This window comes from Vibrio sp. Vb2960 (assembly GCF_033337665.1).
GTDB lineage: Bacteria > Pseudomonadota > Gammaproteobacteria > Enterobacterales > Vibrionaceae > Vibrio > Vibrio alginolyticus.
Map to the genome: position 1 here is coordinate 193973 of NZ_JAWORD010000001.1, position 25059 is coordinate 219031.

At 43.2% G+C, this 25059-nt stretch carries 24 protein-coding genes, 1 pseudogene and 1 riboswitch; of the genes and pseudogenes, 9 read left to right on the forward strand and 16 right to left on the reverse strand.

Going from position 1 to position 25059, the window contains the following annotated elements; genetic code table 11:
- Window positions 1-14: 14 nt before the first annotated feature.
- A complete protein-coding gene (locus R7O03_RS00755) occupies window positions 15-863 on the reverse strand; it encodes a pirin family protein (RefSeq protein WP_213972664.1) in 849 nt (282 codons plus the stop codon).
- A gap of 401 nt (window positions 864-1264) precedes the next feature.
- Here R7O03_RS00755 and R7O03_RS00760 point away from each other — a divergent pair, with 401 nt between their 5' ends.
- From R7O03_RS00760 to R7O03_RS00780, 5 genes are all read left to right on the forward strand, one after another.
- Entirely contained in the window at window positions 1265-1474 is a 210-nt protein-coding gene (locus R7O03_RS00760; protein ID WP_005373691.1) for a cold-shock protein, read from the forward strand.
- Window positions 1475-1714: 240 nt separating this feature from the next.
- Window positions 1715-1924 carry a hypothetical protein gene (locus tag R7O03_RS00765; RefSeq protein ID WP_005373692.1) on the forward strand — a complete coding sequence of 70 codons (210 nt, stop codon included), beginning with the start codon at window positions 1715-1717 and terminating at the stop codon, window positions 1922-1924.
- Between the two features lie 50 nt (window positions 1925-1974).
- The gene (locus R7O03_RS00770) at window positions 1975-2115 is read left to right on the forward strand and encodes a PA3496 family putative envelope integrity protein (RefSeq protein WP_017633782.1); all 141 of its coding nucleotides are present in this window, start codon (window positions 1975-1977) and stop codon (window positions 2113-2115) included.
- A gap of 237 nt (window positions 2116-2352) precedes the next feature.
- Window positions 2353-2452, forward strand: a riboswitch (purine riboswitch).
- An 89-nt stretch (window positions 2453-2541) separates the two neighbouring features.
- Window positions 2542-3558: an adenosine deaminase gene (locus tag R7O03_RS00775; protein ID WP_017819853.1), complete on the forward strand. Its 1017-nt coding sequence runs from the start codon at window positions 2542-2544 to the stop codon at window positions 3556-3558.
- A 126-nt stretch (window positions 3559-3684) separates the two neighbouring features.
- Window positions 3685-4158: a peroxiredoxin gene (locus tag R7O03_RS00780; RefSeq protein ID WP_005373699.1), complete on the forward strand. Its 474-nt coding sequence runs from the start codon at window positions 3685-3687 to the stop codon at window positions 4156-4158.
- A gap of 50 nt (window positions 4159-4208) precedes the next feature.
- Here R7O03_RS00780 and R7O03_RS00785 read toward each other — a convergent pair whose 3' ends face one another.
- The 3 genes from R7O03_RS00785 to yghU all read right to left on the reverse strand — a co-directional run bounded on the left by R7O03_RS00785 (window position 4209) and on the right by yghU (window position 8038).
- Window positions 4209-4616 carry an SPOR domain-containing protein gene (locus R7O03_RS00785; RefSeq protein WP_005373701.1) on the reverse strand — a complete coding sequence of 136 codons (408 nt, stop codon included), beginning with the start codon at window positions 4614-4616 and terminating at the stop codon, window positions 4209-4211.
- A 211-nt stretch (window positions 4617-4827) separates the two neighbouring features.
- Window positions 4828-5997, reverse strand: a complete 1170-nt coding sequence (locus R7O03_RS00790) for a D-alanyl-D-alanine carboxypeptidase family protein (protein WP_171342685.1) — start codon at window positions 5995-5997, stop codon at window positions 4828-4830.
- Between the two features lie 1183 nt (window positions 5998-7180).
- A complete protein-coding gene (gene yghU / locus R7O03_RS00795) occupies window positions 7181-8038 on the reverse strand; it encodes a glutathione-dependent disulfide-bond oxidoreductase (RefSeq protein ID WP_005373705.1) in 858 nt (285 codons plus the stop codon).
- A 253-nt stretch (window positions 8039-8291) separates the two neighbouring features.
- On the opposite strand from yghU, the pseudogene R7O03_RS00800 reads away from it, so the two are divergent.
- A pseudogene (locus tag R7O03_RS00800) lies at window positions 8292-8411 on the forward strand (dihydrofolate reductase); the annotation flags it as partial.
- 64 nt (window positions 8412-8475) lie between these two features.
- Here R7O03_RS00800 and R7O03_RS00805 read toward each other — a convergent pair.
- From R7O03_RS00805 to R7O03_RS00815, 3 genes are all read right to left on the reverse strand, one after another.
- Window positions 8476-9930, reverse strand: coding sequence for a sucrose-6-phosphate hydrolase (locus R7O03_RS00805; RefSeq protein ID WP_318131291.1), 1455 nt, complete (start codon window positions 9928-9930; stop codon window positions 8476-8478).
- A gap of 31 nt (window positions 9931-9961) precedes the next feature.
- Complete coding sequence (locus R7O03_RS00810; protein ID WP_017819849.1) at window positions 9962-10885, reverse strand: aminoimidazole riboside kinase; 924 nt, start codon at window positions 10883-10885, stop codon at window positions 9962-9964.
- Between the two features lie 165 nt (window positions 10886-11050).
- Window positions 11051-12490 carry a sucrose-specific PTS transporter subunit IIBC gene (locus tag R7O03_RS00815; RefSeq protein WP_318131292.1) on the reverse strand — a complete coding sequence of 480 codons (1440 nt, stop codon included), beginning with the start codon at window positions 12488-12490 and terminating at the stop codon, window positions 11051-11053.
- A gap of 235 nt (window positions 12491-12725) precedes the next feature.
- Here R7O03_RS00815 and R7O03_RS00820 point away from each other — a divergent pair, with 235 nt between their 5' ends.
- Window positions 12726-13712 (forward strand): LacI family DNA-binding transcriptional regulator, encoded by a 987-nt coding sequence (locus R7O03_RS00820; RefSeq protein ID WP_017819847.1) that lies wholly within the window; start codon window positions 12726-12728, stop codon window positions 13710-13712.
- Window positions 13713-13775: 63 nt separating this feature from the next.
- On the opposite strand, the gene R7O03_RS00825 is transcribed toward R7O03_RS00820, so the two are convergent.
- The 6 genes from R7O03_RS00825 to R7O03_RS00850 form a co-directional block, all read right to left on the reverse strand.
- A complete protein-coding gene (locus R7O03_RS00825) occupies window positions 13776-15149 on the reverse strand; it encodes a carbohydrate porin (RefSeq protein WP_031781088.1) in 1374 nt (457 codons plus the stop codon).
- Between the two features lie 519 nt (window positions 15150-15668).
- On the reverse strand, window positions 15669-16397 hold the full coding sequence (locus R7O03_RS00830) for a hypothetical protein (RefSeq protein ID WP_025767960.1): 729 nt from the start codon (window positions 16395-16397) through the stop codon (window positions 15669-15671).
- Between the two features lie 313 nt (window positions 16398-16710).
- Window positions 16711-17430, reverse strand: coding sequence for a 3-oxoacyl-ACP reductase FabG (fabG, locus tag R7O03_RS00835; RefSeq protein ID WP_206970363.1), 720 nt, complete (start codon window positions 17428-17430; stop codon window positions 16711-16713).
- Window positions 17431-17730: 300 nt separating this feature from the next.
- Entirely contained in the window at window positions 17731-18525 is a 795-nt protein-coding gene (locus R7O03_RS00840; RefSeq protein ID WP_005386997.1) for a metal ABC transporter permease, read from the reverse strand.
- Window positions 18526-18528: 3 nt separating this feature from the next.
- A complete protein-coding gene (locus R7O03_RS00845) occupies window positions 18529-19455 on the reverse strand; it encodes a metal ABC transporter solute-binding protein, Zn/Mn family (RefSeq protein WP_318131295.1) in 927 nt (308 codons plus the stop codon).
- Window positions 19445-20587, reverse strand: coding sequence for a hypothetical protein (locus tag R7O03_RS00850; protein ID WP_213970322.1), 1143 nt, complete (start codon window positions 20585-20587; stop codon window positions 19445-19447). The genes R7O03_RS00845 and R7O03_RS00850 overlap by 11 nt, the downstream gene beginning before the upstream one ends.
- A 208-nt stretch (window positions 20588-20795) precedes the next feature.
- On the opposite strand from R7O03_RS00850, the gene R7O03_RS00855 reads away from it, so the two are divergent.
- Complete coding sequence (locus R7O03_RS00855; RefSeq protein ID WP_046875836.1) at window positions 20796-21467, forward strand: cupin domain-containing protein; 672 nt, start codon at window positions 20796-20798, stop codon at window positions 21465-21467.
- Window positions 21468-21540: 73 nt separating this feature from the next.
- On the opposite strand, the gene R7O03_RS00860 is transcribed toward R7O03_RS00855, so the two are convergent.
- Entirely contained in the window at window positions 21541-21780 is a 240-nt protein-coding gene (locus R7O03_RS00860) for a YdcH family protein (RefSeq protein WP_005392770.1), read from the reverse strand.
- A 232-nt stretch (window positions 21781-22012) separates the two neighbouring features.
- On the opposite strand from R7O03_RS00860, the gene R7O03_RS00865 reads away from it, so the two are divergent.
- Entirely contained in the window at window positions 22013-23050 is a 1038-nt protein-coding gene (locus R7O03_RS00865; protein ID WP_213970320.1) for a DUF4382 domain-containing protein, read from the forward strand.
- Window positions 23051-23130: 80 nt separating this feature from the next.
- Here the strand turns inward: R7O03_RS00865 and R7O03_RS00870 are convergent, their stop codons facing one another.
- Both R7O03_RS00870 and R7O03_RS00875 read right to left on the reverse strand, forming a co-directional pair.
- Complete coding sequence (locus R7O03_RS00870) at window positions 23131-24027, reverse strand: LysR family transcriptional regulator (RefSeq protein ID WP_213966636.1); 897 nt, start codon at window positions 24025-24027, stop codon at window positions 23131-23133.
- A gap of 80 nt (window positions 24028-24107) precedes the next feature.
- A complete protein-coding gene (locus tag R7O03_RS00875; protein WP_005387011.1) occupies window positions 24108-24977 on the reverse strand; it encodes an AraC family transcriptional regulator in 870 nt (289 codons plus the stop codon).
- Between the last annotated feature and the right edge of the window lie 82 nt (window positions 24978-25059).

Here is a 25059-nt window from a genome sequence, read left to right on the forward strand (position 1 = left end):
GTAGACTGTCAAAACTAGTAAGTTTCAAACAACCCAGAGTTGTAGTCTTGGATGGCTTGTTCTATCTCTTCCATGCTATTCATGACAAAAGGGCCATAATGCACCACGGGTTCATTAATTGGCTCACCTATAAAGATCAGTGCACCACTCTCTTTTTCGGCCTGCAATTCAACCCATTCACCTTTCGATAAAATGGCCATTTCGCCTTGATTGATCTCACGACCTTTTAATTGAATACGACCTTTATAGACATAGAGCATCATGTTGTTGTCTTGATCCGTGTTCAAATTCAAAGCTTGACCACCCATCGCTCTCCAATCGGCTACCGTGGCAGCAACACCTGTCTCTGTTAGCGGCCCCTGAATTCGTTCGTTGTTTATAGTCATATGACCCGCAATCAAACGTACAACCCCCGTATTCGGAGTATCAAACTCAGTGATCGTTTCAGGTTGAAAGTCATGATATTGAGCTGGCTGCATCTTATTTTTCGCAGGCTGGTTAATCCAAATTTGGAAACCATGCAGTTCGCCTTCCCTCATAATAGGCATTTCGCTATGGATGACGCCTCTTCCTGCTGCCATCCACTGTGCGCCACCGGAACGAAGCTCGCCAACATTATCCATATGATCACGATGCTGGAAATGACCTTTCAACATATAAGTAAGCGTCTCGATACCGCGGTGCGGATGCGGAGGGAAACCGCCGATATAGTCAGCACGGTCTTCTGATTTGAGTTCATCCATCATCAAAAATGGAGAAAAGCTAGCATGATTGAAACCCGCTACTCGGCGAATTTTCACTCCATCACCATCAGCAGTAGGTTGCGCAGGAATAAGCTGACGAATTTCTCTGAATGTACTCATACTAGTTCTCCTAGTTTATCTTTGTGACCGCTTGCAAATCGCATGTTCAATCTATGGCTATCGATAAGGTTCTATTTTAGGTTGATGAGCTAAAATTATGAGCCATACTATTCGTTCTACTTATTCAACTTTTTCGAACAATACAATTTATCGAGTTAATAATGAGCACATTTAATTTATCTAAAATAAATGTAGCTATTTTCTAAACAAGGTGTATAGTGTGCCTTGGCTCTTAGAAGAGAGCTGTTAATGCAACATTTAGTTTAAGTTTCCTCTCAGTAAAATCTTGAATCCCCAATTCAGACACCTGCGTACAACTTCCTCTTGATTGAACATTCAATAGCTTAGAAAAGATCCACAAAACAAATCATAATTTTAATGTTTAATTCAAAGGTATTTTTATGTCTAAAGTAACTGGTTCAGTAAAATGGTTTAACGAAACTAAAGGCTTCGGTTTTCTATCTCAAGACAACGGCGGCCAAGATGTATTCGTACACTTTAACGCTATCGTTTCTGACGGTTTCAAAACACTGACTGAAGGTCAGAAAGTAAGCTTCAATGTAGAGCAAGGTAAAAAAGGTCCTCAAGCGACTGAAGTAACTCCTCTATAAGACTGCTTTTCTTGGTGTAGCATGCCCATGCTGCACCAAACCTCTCTCCTTCAAAAATATTCTTTCATCAATCACTCAGCCTAATTTTAGGCATTGCTTTGTGCTATCTAAAATAAACTGAATAGTACTGCTTAATTTATTATTTATAGGAAAAATCATGTCCTCAAAAAGAACTGGCCGTCAAAGGCATTGGTATCAATTACTTAACAAAGAGAAAATCACTAAAAAACAGGAGAATAAATGTTAGAAATTGAATTTAATTTAGAACAACCTCAAACCTCTTGGAACGCTAAAATACATCAATTAAATGGTGATATTTTACGAAGGCACGTATTACCGAAACTTCTTTCTCATAGCTTCATGATCGATTTTGAATATTGTGAGAAAACGCAATCTGGAACTATTCTCTGTGATTCAGGTTCAAAGTTAGGAAGTTTTACTGTTAACTGATTCAGTTTTCATGCATTAATGGATAATGCAACTAATTTGGAAGGTATCCAATGGCTAGAAAAAGTAAGAAGCAGTCAGAAAAAGACAAAAAAGAGTCTGAACAAAACGCGGCGGCGGTAAAGCAGAAAACTCGACGCCGCATAGAAGACATTATGGAACAAAGAGAATTTGATAAGTTATTCGATCTATAAATGCTCTCTAGTGCTTTCTCTGCCTTTATCGTTGTGCAAGGTACCGCCACCTACCTTTGCTCAAACGAATCTCCACTCTTTTAGACTACTCTTCTAATTACACGTGCCTCTCACACACGCAAAAACAACTGGCTCCTCTATACTCAAGTGACTTGCAAATAGTCGTTTCGCTCACAGGAAACCCCGTGACTAATGACAGTTAGGTTATTTGCGTATAGCCAAAGCGATATTTTTGCGTATAATCCCTCTCGTTTGCTTCGTATAACCCCAATGATATGGTTTGGGGGTCTCTACCAGTTCCCGCAAAGTGCTGATTACGAAGAGTTGAGATCATCGTGGGTCTTACTCTTTGTGATAGCGTTCGATTTATTTCTATCTATACCTATTCTTAGAGTAACTGCATCCACAATACACATAAGGTGGAATATGAACGCATTTATTCAAGGTCTTCCAAAAGTAGAGCTGCACTTACATATCGAAGGTTCACTTGAGCCGGAACTCTTATTCAAATTAGCAAAACGAAACGGCATCGAGATCCCTTACTCTTCTCCGAGTGAACTACGCAGCGCATATCAGTTCACAGACTTACAATCATTTCTCGACCTCTATTACCAAGGAGCGGGAGTTCTGCGTACTGAGCAAGATTTTTACGATCTCACTTGGGAATACTTACTGCACTGTAAAGAAGACAACGTTATTCATACCGAAATCTTTTTTGACCCTCAAACACACACAGAACGCGGCATAGACTTTGACACTGTTATCAATGGAATCGCTCGTGCGCTAAAAGATGGTCACGAAAAACTTGGCATTACCTCGCAAATTATTGCGTGTTTTCTCCGTCACCTTTCAGAAGAGAGCGCCATAGAGACCCTACAGGCTATTCTGAAACACCGTGATAAGATCATTGGTGTTGGGCTAGATTCTTCAGAACAAGGTCATCCGCCAGCTAAATTCAAGCGCGTATTTAAACAAGCAGTAGAAGAAGGCTTACTTACCGTTGCTCACGCAGGTGAAGAAGGCCCCGCACAAAATATTAGCGATGCAATTGAAATGCTTTACGTGAGCCGTGTGGATCACGGTGTTCGCTGTGTTGATGATGAAGCATTAGTTGAATCCTTAATCGAAAGCCAAATGCCACTGACAGTGTGTCCGTTATCGAATCTTAAGCTATGTGTATTCGACGATATGAAAGATCACAATATTGTGGATTTGCTACGAAAAGGTGTCGCCGTAACGATTAACTCAGACGATCCTGTGTACTTTGGTGGCTACATGACGGATAACTTTCTGGCCGTCAACAACGCACATCCAATGAGTAAGAGTGAACTTGCCCAATTTACAATGAACGCGATTGATGCCAGCTTTATCGATAACGAGTTAAAGGCGAAATATCGTCACCTTGTTAGCCAATACGTAAACCAGCACGAAGCGTTGCAATAAAGGCATCAGTGCCACGCCTTAGGTCAAACGCGTAGGTATTAAAACCCTACAAAGACTCTGTGGTTAACCGCATTTATAAACGCTAGACTGAGAAAGCTAAACTAGCACACAAAAAGGAATAGAATCATGATTCAACAAGGCCAAGCTCTACCAGTTGCAACTCTTAGTGAGTTGACTGCCGATGGTATGGTTAACCACGACGTTACAGAACTGTTTGCGAACAAGAAAGTCGTACTCTTTGCTGTACCTGGCGCATTCACCCCTACCTGTTCAGAAGCTCATCTACCAGGCTATGTGGTATTAGCTGATGAGCTAAAGGCAAAAGGTGTTGATTTAATTGCTTGCGTTTCTGTAAACGATGCATTTGTGATGCAAGCGTGGGGCGAAGCTCAAAACGCTTCTGAGATTCTGATGTTGGGTGATGGCGACGCTAGCTTTACTAAAGCATTAGGTCTTGAAATGGATACAGGCGGCTTTGGTGGTATTCGCTCACAACGTTACGCGATGATCATTGAAAACGGCACAGTGACTAAGCTTAACGTTGAAGAGCCAAAAGAGTTTGAAGCAAGCAAAGCAGAAACGATTTTAGCGGCGCTTTAAGCTTACTCCTAAATACAAAAACGGAAGCCATCGCTTCCGTTTTTTGTTGGCTAACGCATTCTCACAACACTCGTTTGTTGCTTACGCTGCATTTCCGCAAAAGTCAGCACAAACGGGGATGACTGCTTTACACGGCTTGGTAATGAAGAAAGCGCATTGTAGGCATCCTGTTTCGTTTTAAAATCACCAACAGTTACCGTATACCAACGCGTGCCTCGGCTGTTTTTCCAGTTAACCCAAACCGGATGCTTAGGATCGATATAGCGAATATAATCTTTCACATCTTTTTCTTGCTTTAGCGCGAGTACCTGCATCGTGTAATGGTTTGGGTTTAAATAACCATATGCATCCTGAGAGGTCATGACTCCAACACATTGGCCGCTATCGACCTCCTGCTGGTAAGGCATAGCGCAGCCCATGAGCGATAAAATCAATGTCAAAGATAAAATCTTGTGCACGTGTCACTCCATTCTTGTTCTAGTTTCTTTTCTCTCGCACCCAAAAACACAAAACGCTCTTGGTCAGGTAAAACACACCCTTACAAGAAGGCCTGCGTTTTAACGCAACGAGTATTCCAAAAACGTAAGGCGACCACGTTGGTCGCCTTAGTAAACTGATTTAATAGAAAGTTAACAAGATAGAGTGATATAGACAGAAGTTCGCTACTGTTTAGAACCAGCTAGCGACCAATTGCTTAAACCAGTCTAAAATTCGCTTGAATAAACTGCCTTCCTCCACGGACTCCAATGCAACGAGCTCGGCTTCATTTACGACCTTACCGTCGACTTTGTAAAGCACTTTACCAACCACTTGTTGCTCAGAAATTGGCGCAACTAAATCACCGTTGTATTCAACTTCCGCTTGCAGCTTTTTTACATCTCCTTTTGGCAAAGTGAGATAAACATCGTTAGCTACGCCAACAGTAAGCTCGTCTTTTTCGCCCATCCAAACTCGAGCTTTCGCAAGTTCCGCACCCGCCTCAGTCGGCATTACCGTATCGTAAAAGCGGAAGCCATAACTTAACAGCTGCTTGCTTTCTGATTCACGAACATTCTCGCTCTTCGCTCCCATCACCACAGCAATCAGACGCATATCACCTTGTGTTGCAGAAGTCGCTAGACTATAACCCGCACCGCTTGTATATCCAGTTTTCATGCCATCGACATTCATACTACGATCACGAAGCAAGCCATTACGGTTGTATTGAGTGATGCCATTGTAAGTAAACGAGGTTTCGCTATACAGCGGATAGATATCAGGTAAGTCACGAATAATCGCTTGGCCCAACTTGGCAATATCATAAGGTGTCGAATATAAACCGTCACTGTCTAGGCCGTGAGGGTTGGTGAATGCCGTGTTAGACAATTCAAGCTTGGCGGCCCAACTATTCATCAAACTCACAAACCCTGATTCACTTCCCGCAACATGCTCAGCAATAGCAACACTGGCATCGTTACCAGATTGAACAATCAGACCACGGTATAAGTCAGACAAAGAAACGGAAGTATTGACTTCAATAAACATTTTTGAAGAATCTGGGAAATTTTTTGCCCAAGCATTTCGGCTGATGACAACCTCATCATTCAACGTAATATTGCCTGTATTAATTTCTTGACCAGCTACATAAGCAGTCATCAACTTCGTTAAACTCGCGGGGTTTAAACGTTTGTGGGCATCACGTTCAACCAGTACTTTCCCCGTATGGAAGTCCATCAAAACATAACCACGAGAACTGAGTTCCGGCGCATTTGGCACAACTGAAGGCGCAGCATAAGCCAACGAGGATACAGCAGCGAACCCTGTAATTAACACTGTGTGTAATATAGTACTTTTTCTCATCATGACATCTTATCTTAGTAGCATTTAAGGCTTACAAACGGTACCCGAATGAATTCAAAGCGCGGGATTACCTAGTTAAAAAACGAGTATATTGAAACGGCGCTCAGTTACAGCCACCTTGTTACGATTGGTTACTTTTACTCAATGTTTGTCGAAAATAATGAGAGGTAGGTAGAGCTTTCGTCTTGAAGAATGAAACAGGAGCGAAAATAATTCCGTAACGCTATGTTTTTTGAGAGGGGAGAAAAAGCGCGCAAGTCAATTCAGGGAGTAAGTTGGTATAGGAAAAGTAGTTGAGCTTTTATCCATATCTAAATAGGAAACAACAAAAACAATCAACAATAAGCCCAGCTAATTATTTACCAAGAAAACATATTGAAAACGCATCATAAAATCGCAATTAATTATCGATAAATTTAAAAACCTAATATTATAATTTATGCAAATTTCATTTATTATTAAACTGGAGAAAAGTACAGCTTTCCTTTTTTAAAACTAAGAGACGATTTTTTCGATGTTTTTAGGTTTATCTCATCAGAGAACTTGGTATAACAGTGAGGGATAAGACATCCGGACTTAGCGCGAAAGGATAACCCACTGTTATTTAAGTTCACACGCTGCTTTTTAATGACTAGAGACTTTAAACTGCGGTTACCTTCGGTTTGTGCGGCTATTCTTTGACGTATCCCAACCCAGTACGACTCAAACGACGACATCATACATATCCTCTTTCATGATATAAGCATTAATAATTAAACATCGCTAAAAGCTAAGCTTGTCTTAAATAAAAGTACTAGAAATTGATTTTATTTCTTCAAAACAAATCAACCCGCATATTCCACATAAATTTAGTGGTTATGTCAAATATTAATTATCATTAATTTTATTTATAATGGATATAAAATCAGTTTATAATTTTTAAATAATTTAATTATTAGAAAGCAGTATGACCAGTCCATATTTAACATGGAAATATGAGCTTTGTTTTGCATCATAATATATAAATACATTAAAGATTCATCTACGAACTAAATGCTCTTCAAGAGGTGATATAAATTAGCATTTCGAGACTAAATGAGAATAAAAATAGCGCACCGTATATGGTGCGCTATAGATTTGATTAAGGTCACTGTATAAGCATAGATAAAACTAAACTCATTTGACGTAGCTAGGCCAAGATTGCTTATGGTTTAAGTTTCAATACTTTATCAATATCTTCTGCGCTGTGGCGCTCAGGTAACTGCTCCCATTCTTCACCCCATGAACGGTTCACAATTCGACCACGTTTTACCGCTTCACGCTCATCAATTACTTTTGCCCAACGCACAACGTTTTTGTAGCTTTCTACGTCTAAGAATTCAGCCGCATCGTAAGCACGACCCAACACAAGGTTGCCGTACCATGGCCATGTTGCGATATCAGCGATGCTGTACTCATCGCCACCTAGGAATTCATTGTTCGCAAGACGCTTGTCTAATACATCTAACTGACGTTTTGCTTCCATTGTAAAGCGGTTGATTGGGTACTCGAACTTCTCTGGTGCGTACGCGTAGAAGTGACCAAAACCACCGCCTAGATATGGCGCAGAACCTTGCAGCCAGAATAACCAGTTCATTACCTCAGCACGCTTAGCGCCTTCTTTTGGTAAGAAATGATCAAACTTCTCTGCTAGATAAAACAAGATGTTGCCAGATTCAAACACGTTCACTGGCTCAGAACCCGAACGGTCAACCAATGCCGGAATTTTAGAGTTTGGGTTAACAGCCACAAAGCCAGAGCCAAACTGGTCGCCATCGCCAATCTTAATCAGGTATGCATCGTATTCTGCTGCCGTTACGCCAGCCGCCAAAAGCTCTTCAAACATGATCGTCACTTTCTGACCATTTGGGGTACCCATTGAGTAAAGTTGGAATGGGTGCTCACCAACTGGAAGCTCTTGCTCATGACGTGCGCCAGAATCCGGACGGTTGATGCTCGCCCACTGACCGCCGTTTTCATTATCGTTTGTCCAAACTTTTGGTGGAATGTATTCGTTAGCCATTGTTTTCCCTTATTGTGTTTGAATGCATCTTCAAACTGACGGGTCTTACGCGCCAGCAAGCATTATTAACATCACCTCTTCGCCAACTGCGATTAGGCATACTCAAGATATTAGGTCGAATTCGCTAAATAAAAGTCCTGTAATCTCTTTTAGTTAGAACCTTTGGTTATGGGATTTTCTTTCACGCTATAAGTAAAAACGTCACGGTAATGTGAACTAGGTTCGAGATGCCAACGATGAGTAAGCTACACTCGGCGGCGCACCTCTATTTGGGGATTTAGAACAACCGCTAAACTTCAAAGTCACCAAGAATGAAGTTGTTCTGGATACCTTAGTTCAAACAACTTACGTGCGTGATAGGCAGTTAAGTTAGATAGTTAGAAAGAAAAACGCCCTTCACTAAATCAATGAAGGGCGTTTTAATGTATTCAAAACCGTTACTTAGCTGATTCAAACAAACCAGAAATACCTTTCAAAGGGAAAAGCCTTGCTTGCTCCAACCCTCTCAACGTTACCGTATTCAGGTCATCAATAAAGAAACGACTGGTCATCGTGTGTTTGCCACCATTAATGAAAATCTCGATGACAGAATTGTCGATATATATATCAATCGTCTGCTTAGCGTCCAATCTTGGTGCTTTTCGAATGCTACCAAATTCTTCTGCGTACAAATGAGACATGTGACGACGGTCCAGCATAAACTCGTGCTTTGTCGCACTAAAGACGATGTTGTCACCTTTGAGGTTACTCAGCTCAAGTTCAAAGCCATCGCCCTCAAGGTCTAATTGGATCAAACAACTTGTGCTTTCCAGTGTATGGGACTGTGCAAAGACTACCTCTTCTTTTCTTAAACTCTCCAATTCAGGGAGTGGAGTTTGAACAAGAAAACCATCTTTCAACGTTAGTTCTCTAGGAAGAGACAACATTCCTGCCCACTGGTGTGTGACCGATGGCGTGTCGATTTCTGGCAACCCTATCCATGCAATAAGAATGCGACGCCCATTCTCATCTAAATAGGTTTGTGGGGCGTAGAAATCAAACCCATAATCTGGCTGTAAAATATCTTGGTGGTTTTCTAAAGTCATCGACTCTAGGTTCAACTGATCACCCACGATATACGCAACAGAATAGATGTTTTTGAAATCATAAGGATTATTACTGCTCACGCCCTGTGGAGAAAACAGCATCACCGATTGACCATTAATCTCAAAGAAATCAGGACACTCCCACATGTACCCAAGGTCAGAAAACTTGGTCTTAATTGGACCTTTATGCTGCCACGTTTTCAAATCTTTGCTTTGATAGAGCGCCATTGAACCATGCTCGGTTTTGGTTTGAGCTCCCACCACCATCAAATAGTCGTCGCCTTTCTTCCAAACTTTTGGATCACGAAAGTGCTCCGTGTAATGTTCGTTCTCAATGACCACACCGTGCTTTTCAATGTTGCCGTCTGAATCCATGGTGGCAAAGCACTGTGTTGGAATTCGATTCCAGTTTTGGTCACGCTTATTACCAGTAAAAAACAGCAAAGCCTTGTTGTTTTCCACCAAAGCACCGCCCGAATAGACACCATGTGAATCGTAGTCTTGGTCGGGATGAAGACCCACACCATGATCAGTAAAATGGATGAAGTCTTTAGTAGAAAGGTGGTACCAATACTTCATTCCATGGACTGGTCCCACAGGCGTCCACTGGTAAAAGATGTGGTGCTCACCATTGAAATAGCACAACCCATTTGGGTCATTTAACAGCCCAAATCTAGGGGCGATATGAAAACTAGGAAAGCCTTTATCTTGCTGACGTGAAAGTGTCATTTCTTCTTTATCACACTGAGGGATTTGCTCAAGTCGGCGATATCTTTGCTCTACAGTCCAACGGTTGTTTAAGCTCATAATTTTTCTCAACTGAAATTGGATCTGAAGATCATTGCCCAATAAATTGCAGCAACTCTGTCTGGGTCGGAAGCGCGGTCATTGCGCCTTTTTGCGTCGTCGCTAATGCACCACAGCCATTTGCCCATTGAATCGCAGAGCTAACAACAGGATGATTTTTCCAATCGTCATGCCGAGACAGGCATGCCAGTAGCCCTCCGACAAAAGCATCACCCGCACCTGTGGTGTCAATCGGACTAACGACTTGACCTGTGATCAGTTCACTCTGACTTTCAAAGACGCGCCAAACACCTTTCGCACCTTGTGTCACCAAGACCAAAGCAATATTCAAAGAGGCTATTTGTTGTAAACCTTGCGCCATCGACGTTGAGTCAGTTAAGAACAAAAGCTCTTCTTCAGAGAACTTAACCACATCGGCCATCGCTACAGCCTTCATCACGACAGCTTGGATTTCTGATTGATCTTGCCACACTTCATCACGCAAGTTAGGGTCAAAGCTAATGAAACCACCAGCGGCTTTTGCTCTTTTGATCGCCTCAAATGTGCTGCTTCTACTTGGCTCATTTGCCAGTGAAATTGAGCAAACGTGTAGCCAGTCACCTTGCTTAAAGTTTGGGATGTCTTCAACAGACATAAACTGATCAGCGCTCGGTTTTACCATAAACGTAAAGCTGCGCTCACCTTGCTCGTCTAAATCCACCACCACTGTTGATGTTCTTTGCTCAGGATCTTTAACGAGAAATTCCGTGCTCACGCCCTCTTGATCGAGCGTTGATTGCATGAAGCGACCAAATGGGTCATCACCTACACGTCCAAAAAACGCACTCTTACCAGATAGACGAGCAATTGCTACGGCGACATTCGCTGGTGCACCACCGGGACATTTGAGTAAAGAAGTCTCAGATTCCGGTATTAGATCGACAACAGCATCACCAGTTACCCACACTTGATTCATCTTGCTTACCTTGAAATTAAAGCCCTGATAGTCCAACGTGTTGAACACCTTCACTACCAAGTAAAAATTGAAAAAGGCTAGCCAAGCCATTAGTGCTTGGCTAGCACCCCAAACATTTAGGAAAAGAAGTGGATTTTGGGGGACTCCACCCTTAAGGAGTTCAGATTAAGCCGCTGCTTTTCTACCAACTTTAGCGCGGTCACGCATACCAAGAACAATGGTGAGAACAAATGCGGTCAAGAACGCGATCACCATACCCGCGATGTAGTATCCAATCTTCTCTGGCGTAATAGAAATGATGCCTGGAAGACCTGCTGCACCCAATGCCTGAGCTTTCACATTAAACATTGTAATGAACGCGCTCGATAACGCCGCAGCGCAAACTGCCGCAATAAATGGGTAACGTAGTTTTAGATTAACACCAAACATGGCTGGCTCTGTAATACCCAGCAAACCCGTAACACCCGATGGAATCGCAATACCTTTCATCTTCTTATCTTTGCTCATCACGCCCACCGCCAACGCTGCCGCTCCTTGAGAAACGTTAGACATCGCCGCAATAGGAAAGATAAAGGTGCCGCCCGTCGTCGCAATATCCGCAAGAAGTTGAGTTTCAATCGCAATGAAGCTGTGATGCATACCAGTAATAACAAACGGAGCATAAATAAGACCAAATACCGCACCACCAACAAAGCCAGCAGTGTTGTATAGCCAGTTCAGACCATCACCCAATAGGAAACCGATATCACGCGTGAACGGACCGACGACAGTAAACGTCAGCAAACCCGCTATGAAAATCGCCAGTAATGGCGTTAAAAGGTTGTCTAAAACAGAAGGTATGACTTTACGTAAGCCTAGCTCAACCTTCGCAAGAATGAATGCCGATACCAAAACCGGTAACACCGAACCTTGGTAACCCACTTTTTGGATTTCAAAGCCAAGAATATTCCAAACCGGAATGTTGCCAGACACAGATGCGCCGCCGAATCCCCAACCATTCAGCAAGTCAGGGTGAACCATCAACATACCTAGCGCCGCCCCTAAATATGGGTTACCGCCAAACTTCTTACTGGCTGAAAATGCCAGCAGAATAGGCAGGTAAACAAACGGCGCGTTCGCAAACGTGTTGATCATGTTCGCCAAGTCTGTCAGTCCTGGGTTGGCATCAATCAAAGATTTGCCATCAATGAACAAGCCTTGAGCAGTCAATAGGTTATAGATACCCATCAACAAACCACCAGCGACGATTGCGGGAATGATTGGGACGAAAATATCAGACAGCCCTTTCACCGCGCGCTGAACAATGTTTTGTTTCTCTGCGCCAGCAGACGCAACGTCGTTGGTGGACATTTCACTCATCCCCGTCAACTTCGCCATTTGTGCATAAACTTGGTTTACGATGCCTGATCCAAAAATGATTTGGTACTGACCCGCAACTTTGAACTGCCCTTTTACCCCTTCAAGGCTATCAATCGCTTGTTCATCTATTTTTTGCTCATCTGCAACGGCAAGGCGTAAGCGTGTCGCACAATGTGCAAGTGCGGTGATGTTGCTTTTACCACCTAATAGAGTTAACAACTCTTTTGCTACTGCCGGATAATTCATTTCATACCCCATTGGATTATTATCTGAGCTTGCGAAATTTTCGGGAACGTTTGCAAAACAGATTTTTGCTCAATAAGACCAAATGATCAAAGATAAAGCAGAGAGAATGTGAGAATGATCGTCAAATTCTCTCCCTAAGAGCAGTATAGGAGGTTAGAATCGCTACTTATCAAAGAGCTTTTCATCTTCTCTTTGCAAACAATCCCAAAAACGAAAAACAGAATGGATAGGAACAATGGCGAGTCTGCATGATGTCGCCCGTCTGGCTGGCGTATCAAAATCAACAGTGTCACGGGTTATAAACGATGAGTATGGCGTAAAAGAAGCGACAAAACAGAAGGTCCGCCAAGCAGTAGCGGAGTGTGGCTATGTGCCGAACCAAGTCGCTAAAGATCTAAAATCTCAAAAGACCAATCTGGTTGGTGTCATTGTTCCTCGGGTTTCCTCTCATGCCACATCCCAAGGTGTCGATGGATTAACCGATGTCCTTGAAAAAGCTGGGAAACACGTCTTACTTGCTAGCACTCACCAAGCCCACGAAAAAGAACTGGAATACATTCAGATCTTTAACCAAAAACGGGTTGAAGGGATCATTCTTTACGCCACCCACCTCGATTCCAAGCTGGTAAAAGCAATTCAAAACTCAGCCGTTCCAGTTGTGCTCGTCGGTCAAGATGGTTCCATGTTTAATATTCCAAGCATCATTCATGATGACGCACGAGTAGGGTTTGAAGCGGGAAATAGACTGGTTGCAAAAGGTTGCCAAACCATGGGTTTTATTGGTGTGCAAGGTGACGATATCGCGGTAGATAAGCAACGCTCTGAAGGATTTGTTCAAGCGCTACAGCATCATGGTTTTGAGATCGCCTTCCATGCTCGTGGTGACTTTACCATCGATTCTGGCTATTCATTGGCAAAACAACACTTAACAAAGAACCCTAAGCTAGATGGCTTGTTCTGTGCGACAGACCGTATTGCTATCGGTGCGATGAGAGCGATTCAAGAGCTCGGGTTAACACCGGGTAAAGACGTTTTAGTGCTAGGAGTTGGTGATGATGAGCTCGCATCAGTGTGCACCCCAACCTTATCAACATTTAACTATGCATTTGATAAAGCGGGTGAAAATGGTGCGAAACTGCTACTAGATAGAATTGCCAACAGAAGTTTTGAAATGAGTAAGATGGTACTAACCTTCAAAACAATTGAGCGTCAGTCCTGTTAATGAAAAAGCGCCAACTGAAATCAGTTGGCGCTTTTCTTATTACTCTTTGTCGGTTAGATCCCTTTAGAACCAAGTTTCCATTTGCAGTGCAAACAGAACTTCACCACCATCACCCATCGTTGCAGCACCCGCATCCTGGCTAATCGAGTAGCCATTCAAGTCTTCGCTCCAATCAACGTAGCTAACTGCAAAACGTAGCTCCGGACGGTCAAAGAAACCTGCAGCGGTAGACATCTTAAGCGTTGGTGCGATTGTCGCTTTGTAAAAACTGCCACTTGCTTTATCAATCGCATTGTCTAGGTCCATGTATTGGTATGAGCCTTCATAAACCATCTCAAAGTTCTGCGTAAACTCTTGCGCTAAGCGGATGTTGAACGATGCCCACGTAAATTCATCATTTTCAGCAAAGCGATCTTGGCTGTGTTCTGCTAGCAACGCAGGTGCTACACGCCAGTTGTCGCCGATGCGTGTTACACCATAGCTGAACAAGCGTACGGCTTTTGCGTCTTCTAACAAATCTCCGTTTGAACCGATGCCTTTAAGTTCCGCACCCAGTCCATCACCCATCAAAATACCGGTTTTAGAGAAGCCTTCACTCATGCCAAAGAAGTTATCGCCATGGTAAGCAAACATCGCATGTAAACCTTTGTCCGCTGCGCCTTCTACGCGATCATTGTTATCAGCAGACGTCATGCCGCTCAGCATCAATTGCCAATTACCGAAGCGGTTGTTCATTGTCGCGATATAGTTTTCAACATCTGTTGACGAGCTATCAATCTCACCAAAATCACGACCATAGATCGAGAAGTTTGCTTTCCACGAATCGCTCATTTGGACGTCATACACACCAGCACCAGTACCAGATAAGAAAACAATATCCGAGTCAAAGAAGTGAATGTCAAAGTTATCACGGTCAAATCGTTTACCAGCCCAAAACGTCGCGTCAGCAAAAGCTCTTGATTCAGAGAACATACTCAACTTGTTTAGCTCAGCATATACCTGACGAACGTTTAATTGACTCTCGCTCGCCGTCCACTCGTTATTGGTTTCCGTACTATCTGCCAACATGATTCGGAACAATGCGCTGGAACCATCATCTGCAAAACGTTTGTGAATAAGGTTTGCTTCCACATAATGATCATCCTCTACCCCTAATCGCCCAACTGGAGCGCCAATAGCACCAGCTGCCGTCATGTAAGGACCAGTACCCACTGCACCATTCAGATCGTCATTAATCAGTAGCCCGGAACGAGCGTAGCCATGAAACTCAAAGCTTGAGGCTTTCTCATTTGCTTCTGTGGATGCTTTTTCTGTCTGCTCAAGTCTCTGTTCTAATTCATTAATTCGCTTTTCAAGAGCGTCAACATCTGTTGCTGCGAATGCAGGTGCAGTAACCAGTCCAAGCGCTACTGCCATCGTCAAAGTGTGTAGTTTCATTTCCATAGTCTCACGTAAATTTATACTTAGGTACACTGCAAACGTTCCCAAGAAAAGTCGCAAACTTATGGTGACTTTAAATGTCCATCTAAAGCCTGAATTTGAGAGCGCTCAGACTCAGAGCGTCTCTACTACTTATATCAATGAGGGCGATAATATATAAACTTTTCGGGAACGTTACCGTTAAGAGGCCATTTTGTTACTTCTATCACGTTCAATTGTGTTACTTACAGAAAAATCATTAACCAGCGCACATTTGAATAGTAATGAGAAAGAGGCATTGAAAGCCTTATTAACAGGTGGCATTGTGGCAAAGACGTTGGCTCAACGTCTTTTATAGATTGTCTTGTGGTTAGAGCGCACAAAAACTTCATAGAATCAGTGAGAGAATTTGGCTCCATGCATTTTAATATCTACAAAACTCATTTTTTGAACATAAATGAGTTTTGTAAAATCTAATAATCTTGCTCATGGTCACTTCGGCTTCGAAAAGCCACTCATTACCAAAAAGTAATCAAGCTAATGCATCTCAACGTTATTCTCTTCGACTAGTAAGTATTTAATTTGATGCTGAAAATCTGCCTCAATTATATCTTCTCGACCTTTGGACATAACGGTGTCGTAAACCATGTTTACATATTCATACGACAGATATTTATCAAAAACATGAACTATATCGTCGTTAATTAAAATTTCACCGTAACAAGCTAAGTCTTCATCAAACGTATTTTGGTAACAAGATATTTTAGAACTATCCCATCCAGAGTAAAATTCGACACTCTTGACATCGTCATACATCGCAATTACTAACTTTTCGATTCCAAGCTGTCCTTCAGCCTCAAACCTCGACTCAAAGTTAACATAACCGATAGCAATACCTTCATTAGAAGCTGAGTAATCTTTATTAACTCCGTAGTGGACTTGATTTTCTCTAAGTTTAGCATTGCCAATAGCTTTCCAAGTTAGGCGGTTCCCGTCAATATTTTCACCAAATGTAAGCTCTTCTTTGACCTCAATAATTTGGTTCGCCAGTTGGTAAGTTAAAGGCAGGTCAAGATCCGGAACGTTAGTGGCAAGACTTAGACCTTTCCTGCTATGTTTTTCGTAAATTACCTGATGCTTTCTTGGCTCGGAGTGAGAGCTTACAACTATCCATCCGCTTTCTTCAGTAGATGGGTTAGTTGATTCGGAGTTACAACCCAAAATAAGAAGAGTTGACGCGCTAAACAGTACAGTTTTTAAGTACATAGTGAGTATTCAAAGTTAATTATTTCTTGGCATTATCATTTAAATTAATACCATGGGCAACAAAATCATACTTTAATACCTCAACAGCTATTCTATTTCGAAGTTAATATTTTTGATTAGCTACATATCTAGGTTAATAACAGAGAACGATGTAAAAGTGAATTATGTGTACTCACTCTATACTTAATCATACAAGTCCGGCAGTGCGAAACGAATAAAGTGAAAGTGTCAAAAGCCCGAATAACATTCCTCAAACAAAAACGCCCTTCATATAAGTAAAGGGCGTTTGGTATTTGACGTTTTGATTAGCGAGCTATAACACCAGCCCACCGTCAATCTTGAGCACTTGGCCTGTGATGTAGGCGCTCTTGTCTGAGGTTAGGAAAGAGACGCCACTGGCAATATCTTGAACTGAGCCCATGCGCCCTAATGGGGTTTTGCCTTCCATCATTTGAATGACTTTCTCTGGCAGGTTCTTGGTCATGTCGGTGGCGATAAAGCCTGGCGCGACACAGTTGACGCGTATCTGTGCACCCTTTCTTGAAAGTTCTTTCGCCCAGCCTTTGCTCATTGAGATGACGCCGCCTTTACTTGCGCCGTAGTTGCTCTGGCCGATATTACCATCCGTTCCCACTATAGAAGAAATGCTAACAATACTGCCTGTGCCCTGCTCTAGCATGACAGGAGCAACACGTTGGGTGAGTAAGAACACCGCTTTTAGGTTCACGTCGATCACGCTGTCCCAGTCTTGCTCTAACATATCTGGCAACAATGCATCTCGAGTGATGCCCGCGTTGTTAACCAGAGCATCGATTCTTCCGTGCTGCTCTACAACACTTTCTACTACTTCACTGACGGCTTCGGCATCACACAAGTTGACTTGATAACTGCTTAGCTGCGCCGACTGACTCCATTCCACGGGCGCTATATCTAGCCCGACAACATGGAATCCATCCTCCAGTAATTGTTCACAAATCGCTTGGCCAATACCACGAGCCGCACCAGTGACTACTGCTACTTTTTCCGGTTTCATCTTGGTCTTCCTTAAATGTTGAGATTACAAATTCGCTTGTATCCCTAGCGTTTTTTGTTTTTATGCCTAGTCGCGTTACAACTGCGCTTCTCATACGCAGGGTCTTTTATATCTTATAAAAACTATAGAAACAGTCTGGGAGTCGGATGTGAACTAATCAAGGCAACTTGATGACTATGGCAAGATCAACGTAAGAAAGTGTGTTGGAAGGCGCAAAGTTACACGATTGGAGGGCTTGGATAGAAAAGTATTGGTCTGATTACTCAAATACTACTTCATCAGACCAATATTACTTGTCTCTTAATCTCTTACAAAAGCTGGTTTTGTTATTTTCACCAGAAAAGGCTGAAGCAAGAGATTAAACAACATGCCAGCAATAAACAGGGTGATCACAATACTCGCACCACTCGGTAAGTCATAGCGAGCCGATGCGGCAATACCCGATAAGATCCCAACAATACCAATGCTGATACTGGCGACAAAGAATCGAGTTCCCTTCAATGCTGCCGCACATAAAGCTGGAATCACCAACAAAGCAAATTCTAAATAAATGCCGGTTAACTTGACCGTAATGGGCATCAGAATAGCAAAGATCAGATAAAAACCACTACCGCGCATAAACGCAGGTTTTAACCAAACTAATAGCAACATCGCAGCGGTAATAAGTGCCAAAGGCCAAACGTCTGCCCAAGTCGCCCATAACAGTTGCCCATTAAGAATGCCCTGAATAAAGTCTCCGCCATGTGGGTCTTTGCTCACCAGCAGGATCGCCAGCGATGCAGACACGACAAACAAGCTGCCAATCATGGGCTCTAAATGTTGCTGGTATCGTTTCTCCATTAAGGCAATCAAACCGCAAAGCATCAAAGACATCACCCAAGGGCCAATCATTTCGCCAAAGAATGAGCCTGAGAACAGCGAGTATTGGCTCAACCAGTAGTGGCTTAGTGCTGCCCCCAATGCCGCGACTTGCGCCACCGCCAAATCTATAAAGATGATCTGACGATTAAGAACTTGTTGCCCCAGAACGATGTTGCCAACTAACGCAATTAAACCACACAAAACCGCAGGTAAAAGCCATGTATAATCCGCCATGACTTAGATCTTCTCAGGAACGGGCGGCACTAACACATCCAGTAAATCATCAATGACCTGATCGTACATCTCATCCAAGCTTTCACCCTCAGAAACGGTCAATTGCAGTTGAATCACAGGTTTGTCAGTATGATCTTGCAACCAGCTCGCTGGACGCTGATCCTGATGAGAGGAGTAAACAACCGCATCAAAACTGTCAGCATCTAACTTGGTAAGCGATTGCAGGTGAGATGTGGTCGGTGAAATGCCCGGTTTAGGTTCGAGATCGGCAATCTGCTTCATTCCGAGCCAATCGTACAAATAACGATACGTCGCGTGATAACCGACAACTTGCTTACCTTTTAAAGCAGCCCCTCTCTCATTCCATTCTTTAAGCTTTTTACGCCAATGAGCACGAAACTTCATACCATTCACTTGGTAACTTTGTGCGTTGTCGGGATCAATCGCTTTTAGGCGCTCCGTGACTTTACGAGATAATGGAATCATGTCATTTGCCGCAAATTGAACATGTGGGTTACCGTGAGCGTGTATATCTCCCATGCTACGGTCAACGTGAGCATGAGTATCTAACATGCGCACGAAGTCCGTCGCGTAGATCATGCTCGGCGCACCATTTTGCACCGCCGCATTGCTGCTACGAACTTGCAGCATAGGTAACCACCCCACCTCTAGCTCTGCGCCCGAACACATTGCCATGTCCGCTTGGCGCATCTTCGCAATCAAAGAAGGACGAGCTTGTACGTAATGTGGGTCTTGCTTAGCCGTTGTCGCTGAATAAATACTGGCATCTGGCGCGTGGCTTTCAAGAAAGGCTTTCCATTCTGGCTCACAAACGAAAATGTTTAGAGCCGAAGCAGGCGAAGCAATGATGGCAGCTCCTGCCGCCATCATCACCAAACTACATTTATTTAATGTCAGCTTAGAACGCATGAGCACCGTGCGCTCCAAATGTCATCACGTATTGCAGAGTGAACACGTTGTCTGTCTCACTGTCTTGGTTATCAATGCGAGTGTATTGCGCACGGATAGTACCGAAGTGAGAAGAATCCCATGCGATCATCGCATCCATTTCTTTATCATTCAGCTCAGTAAAATGCATGTGGTCGCCATGTGCATGACCATCGTAGCTTTCTGCTTCGCCGTAACGTAGACCTGCTGACCAGCTTGGGTTGAAGCGATAAACACCCGAAACATAGTAAGCGCTTAAGTTGTCTGGTGACTCTGCATCGTTTTTATATTTGCTATCTACCACACCGTCTAACAGCATGTATTCAGCCGATAGCGTGAAGTTGCTGTATTTGTAATTACCGTCTGGTGCCCATTTCCAAACAAAATCAGCACCGTAAAGGTTCGCACCTGTCACTGCTGCGCCATGATGGTGATCGTGCTCATGCTCTTCTTCATGACCGTGGTCGTGATCTTCGAATTCTTTAACCTTGCCGTTTTCGTTACGCAGGTAACTTAAACCAAACTGCCAACTTGAAGATTCGGAGAAGTCACTACCAAGCTTCAGCGTCGTGGTGTACACGCCAACTTCAGAACCATCTTCGACAGAAGACATTTTGCTACCACTGAGCGCTTCTACACCAAGTTTTACATAAAGGTCGGTTGGCAACACGATGTTTGCACGTACACCATCATCGTAGTAGTGCGAGCCAAGGAAAGTACGGTAAGCAATTGGGCGTTCAACGAAACTGTCAGTGTGCATGTGTTGATTGTTGAGGTAACCGAAGTCAGATAGGAATCGGCCTGCGCGCACGTTTACACCGTAAGGCAATGCCAAAGTTTCGATGAATGCTTCTTCAAGCTCTAATTCTGTCTCATCGCCATGACTTTCAAGAACAGCGGTCAACGCACCGTGAAACTTGTCGTCAATATTTGATGATAAGTTCAATTCCGTATGGCCTAGGCCAAAGCCCTCTTCACGCTCAGAATTATGACGTTGACCATCTTGGTAGTAGCCATCAACAACAACACCAATCTGTGGGTTCGATAATGTATCGGCAAAAACAGGGGACGCAAAAATGCTACCGATCGCGAGAGAAACCAATTTCTTATTCACTACTTCTTTCCTTTTGTTATGTTATAACATTTTAATTTTGCGATGTTATAATATAACAATTATCATTACACAAGCAGAAATTTAACTCGGTTCCGACTGATAGCTCGTATTCAATCCCTGATTTTGACTATCAACAAGTGAATCAATTGATGTTTTTTATACGTATACTATTGAGAGTCAATCATTAGATAAGTAACTGAATTTCAGTATGTTGAATATGGATTTCTCGAAAAGAATCGTGATAGAAACGGGGGAACAGGAGTGGATCGCCAGCCCTTCCAAAGGCGTGTGGCGTAAACCTTTGGAAAGAGAAGCCAAAGAATCAGGGCACACCACCAGCGTAGTGAAGTATGAGCCAAACTCGCACTTTTCGACTCATCCTCATCCTCACGGAGAAGAAATATTAGTGCTCGAAGGAGTGTTCTCTGACGAAGATGGTGACTACCCTGCTGGAACCTACTTGCGTAACCCTCCTGGAAGTCAACATGCGCCCTATAGCAAAGAAGGCTGTGTGATTTTAGTTAAACTAAATCAATTCAATTCTGATGATCTTGAAACAGTTCGCATCAACACGAACGAAGCGAATTGGTTACCTGGCATCGGTGGGCTGAAAGTCATGCCATTGCATGATTTTGAGCATGAACATGTCGCATTGGTTAAATGGCCGAAAGGCGAGAAGTTTCAACCACACCGTCACTTTGGTGGTGAAGAAATTTTTGTGTTATCGGGGGAATTTAAAGACGAGCTAGGAACCTATCCTCCCTACTCTTGGATACGCAGTCCACATATGAGTGAGCACTTTCCTTTTGTAGAGCAAGAAACGGTCATTTGGGTAAAAACAGGCCACCTGCCACTCCAAGCTCCTGCTCAGCAATCCTAATGTTGGAATACTTGGCATCGTCCCTTGAAACTAAAATCGGCTCGTAGATTACGAGCCGATGATCATTGCGTCGCTAAGAACCCATAATTCTCGAGTGGAGCCAATCTTTGAGCTCAGCTCGATTATGTTTTAACACGTTCATTTCGTGATCATCAATCGGGCTTCCTTGCAGTTCTAGTACGCGGATTTCCTTATCTAAAGCATTGTAGTTTTTAACGGTTTCAGCAAATGATGCATCGTTTTCGGCAAGCTGAGTAATGGTATCCAAATGTTCTGGGAATTCATGAGTTAATGAGTGATTTTCACCTAACATAGAGACCTCTTGGCTAGAGTTATTGATGTATATCCCCGCTCATTTTTTGAGCGACACATTCTTAACCATAGCACTTCATTGAGCACAATATCGTCGATTTGAGCACACTTTTACTGAACGTCTTAATGATGGTTCGTCACTGTTTTCGACCCGGTAACTCCGCTCGTTGTTATTCTGTATTTTGTCAATAATAAGCTACATTTAATACACTTCTCATAAAAAGGTACATCTAATGAACAGCATGAAAATTGGCCTAATCAGTGCATCAATAGCCGTTGCACTTATTGGCTGTAATTCAGACAGTGACTCTGTCAGTACAATGACTCCTGTTACTTTGTCCGTATCAGATGCCCCTATTGATGACGTATCAGAAGTGGTGATCACATATAACAAAGTTGCATTTCTTCCTCTGGATGGTGGCATACCACAAGTATTCGATGTGTATAAAACAGACGAAGAAGGCAATTTGGTCGACGAAGATGGTAACCCCCTTCCCGAAGGTGAAGATCCACTCCCACTAAGTGTTAACTTACTCAATTTCCAAGGCAGTGACGCGCAGGAATTGGTGGATGATGAACTGATACCAACTGGTAATTATAAACTCTGCGTGTTTGCTAATGATGGCGATCATCCAAACTACCCATCGTATGTGATTGACGAAGCGACAGGAAATCAAATCCCACTGACCGTCAAAGGTGATGGTGCTTGCCCACAAGGTGTCGGAAAGGATCCTGACTCTGGAGTACTGTTCTTTAACAACACCTTTGCAGTCAACCCTGACAATAATGAGTTCGTAGTTGAATTTGATCTGCGCCGTGGCTTAAAAGACGGAACAGGCCAAAACGAAGGCTACAGCATTCAACGCACCTCCGTCACTTTAATTAACACGGTTACAACGGGGGAGATTCAGGGTGATGTCGCAACATTGACCTATCAAAGCTGCGAAACGGATACCCCAAGTGCAAATGGATATTCGCACGCGGTCTACTTATATCAAGGAAATATCGCCGAAGAAAACATGGGGCCATTTGCCGGCGCAGAAGGCCAAGCAATGCCAATCGCAGCAGCGAACGTGGTTCAAGACGTTGATGATGCAAATTACGAGTACGAATTCGGTTTTGTAGAACCTGGTACTTACTCGGTCGGTTATACCTGTACGGCAAATGACGATTCTGAAGAAGGTATTGTCGCTGGCGAAACTTTCAGCATTTATCAATCAACTAGCGGACTTAACGTATCCGTTGGTACTAATACAGACGCAGACTTTTAATCTCTCTAACACTGCAGACCCTGCATGGGTCTGCTTTTTTTGCTATTCCAACTGAGCACGGATCATGGTCTTTGTGACTTTTAAACCTCTTCCCAATAAGGTGGCGCGCCATAGTATTCAGCAAAGTAATCAATAAAGGCACGCACCTTAGGCGCAATTAAACGAGAGCTTGGGTACACAGCCCAAATCCCAGCATCCATCGCTAAAGGGTGATCTTCGAGTACTTCCACTAGCTGACCACTTTGTAATTCTTGATAAACACTCCAAACCGAGTTGATAGAAATACCTAACCCGTTTACCGTCGCGTCTCTCATCGCATCACCATTATCGGTTTTAAAACGACCAGAAGTTCTTACATTGAACATTCCATCTTTTGTATTGAATGACCAATTATTCATTCCAACTAAGTTAATACATTCATGATTCGTCAAGTCTTGGGGCTTGTTAGGTCTCCCAAATTGTTCAATATAATCTGGTGATGCAACGATAATACGACGATCTGGCGCAAGCTTTCTTGCGACCAATGAAGAATCTTTCAACTCAGCGACACGAATGGCGACATCAAAACCTCCCTCAACCAGATCAATAATGGAATCAGAAAATCGGCAGTCCACGGTTAACCCTGGGTAACGCGCCATAAAACCTTTTAATGCGGGCACAATATGTAAGCGACCAAAAGTTGCAGAAGCGGTCATACGTAATACTCCCGTTGGCGCACTCTGCCCTGATCCAACAGCTCCCCTTGCTGCCTCCACTGTTGCAAGGACCTCCTCCGCGTGAGGTAAAAAAGCCTGCCCTTCTTCAGTTAAGGAAACTTTGCGTGTGGTGCGATGAACTAAACGAACTCCTAAGCTGTCCTCAAGTTTGTTGATGTGCGCACTAGCGACAGCAGGAGAAAGTCCAAGCTCCTGACCAGCCATGCTGATGTTGTGTGTCGAAGCCAAACGGACAAATAGCTTTACATGATCGATGTTCATTTAATTTTCAATTATTTGTAAAAAATCACCATATAGAGCTTAGCATTCTCTTCCTTACGGATAGTAAATAAATACTCCAGTTAGAAAAAACTGATGGGCAGATAGAAGTCCAGCTCAAACGCCTCATCATGGCTAAGGAAATGGTTTTTATGATAGTGAACATAAGCGGGAGTAGAACGCTGCTTAAAGCCTGAATTCGGCAACCACTTCTCTAACACCATACTCAATTGAGGAAGAAGCTCTCCATATACCCCTGTTAAGCGAAAAACAGCATGCAAACCACCCGGAATCGTCATTTGATTCACGACACCGCGTACTTTAAGCGGCTTATCAATCGCCATACAAGCCACATAGCGACACTTATCGAGCTCGACCCAAGCGGGGTTGGAGTGATGCAAACCGTATTGAACCGAAAAGTCCCGATTCTCAGAGCTTGCCCACGCCTTCAAAATCAGCCACGCATTGCGAATGGAACGGCTATAACCCTCATGCCGCACATAAGCCGCAAAGCGTTGTGGAACCTCCATAATTTTAGGTTCTGGCAACTCGCGTTTAGCAACCCGATGATAACCCGCAGCCACTTCCGGATCTTTTAGATACGGCTTTTCTGCGACTTGTAAATCATGCTTTCGCCACGCGCCAGGAGACATAGCGAACGTTGCTTTAAACGCTCGGCTAAAAGAAGATACCGAGCTAAAGCCGCACTTGTTAGCAATGTCTAACACCGACGAGCTGGTATCAAACATCAGTTGATTGGCGGCGTATTCCATTCTTGTGCGACGGATATATTGATGGACAGACTCCCCTACCACATCTTTAAAAATACGATGGAAGTGCTGTTCAGAATAGGCTGCTACATCTGCTAGCTCTTTAGCCGATAAATCTCTGCTAATGTCCTGGTGAATGTAAAACAGCACGTCATTGATCCTAGAAACTTGTTGGTGGCTCACGGAGTAAATTTTCGCTTAAATAGCATAAATGGACATGTTTAACAGCATAAATGGACACACCAAGCTTGGCAATTTACCTATA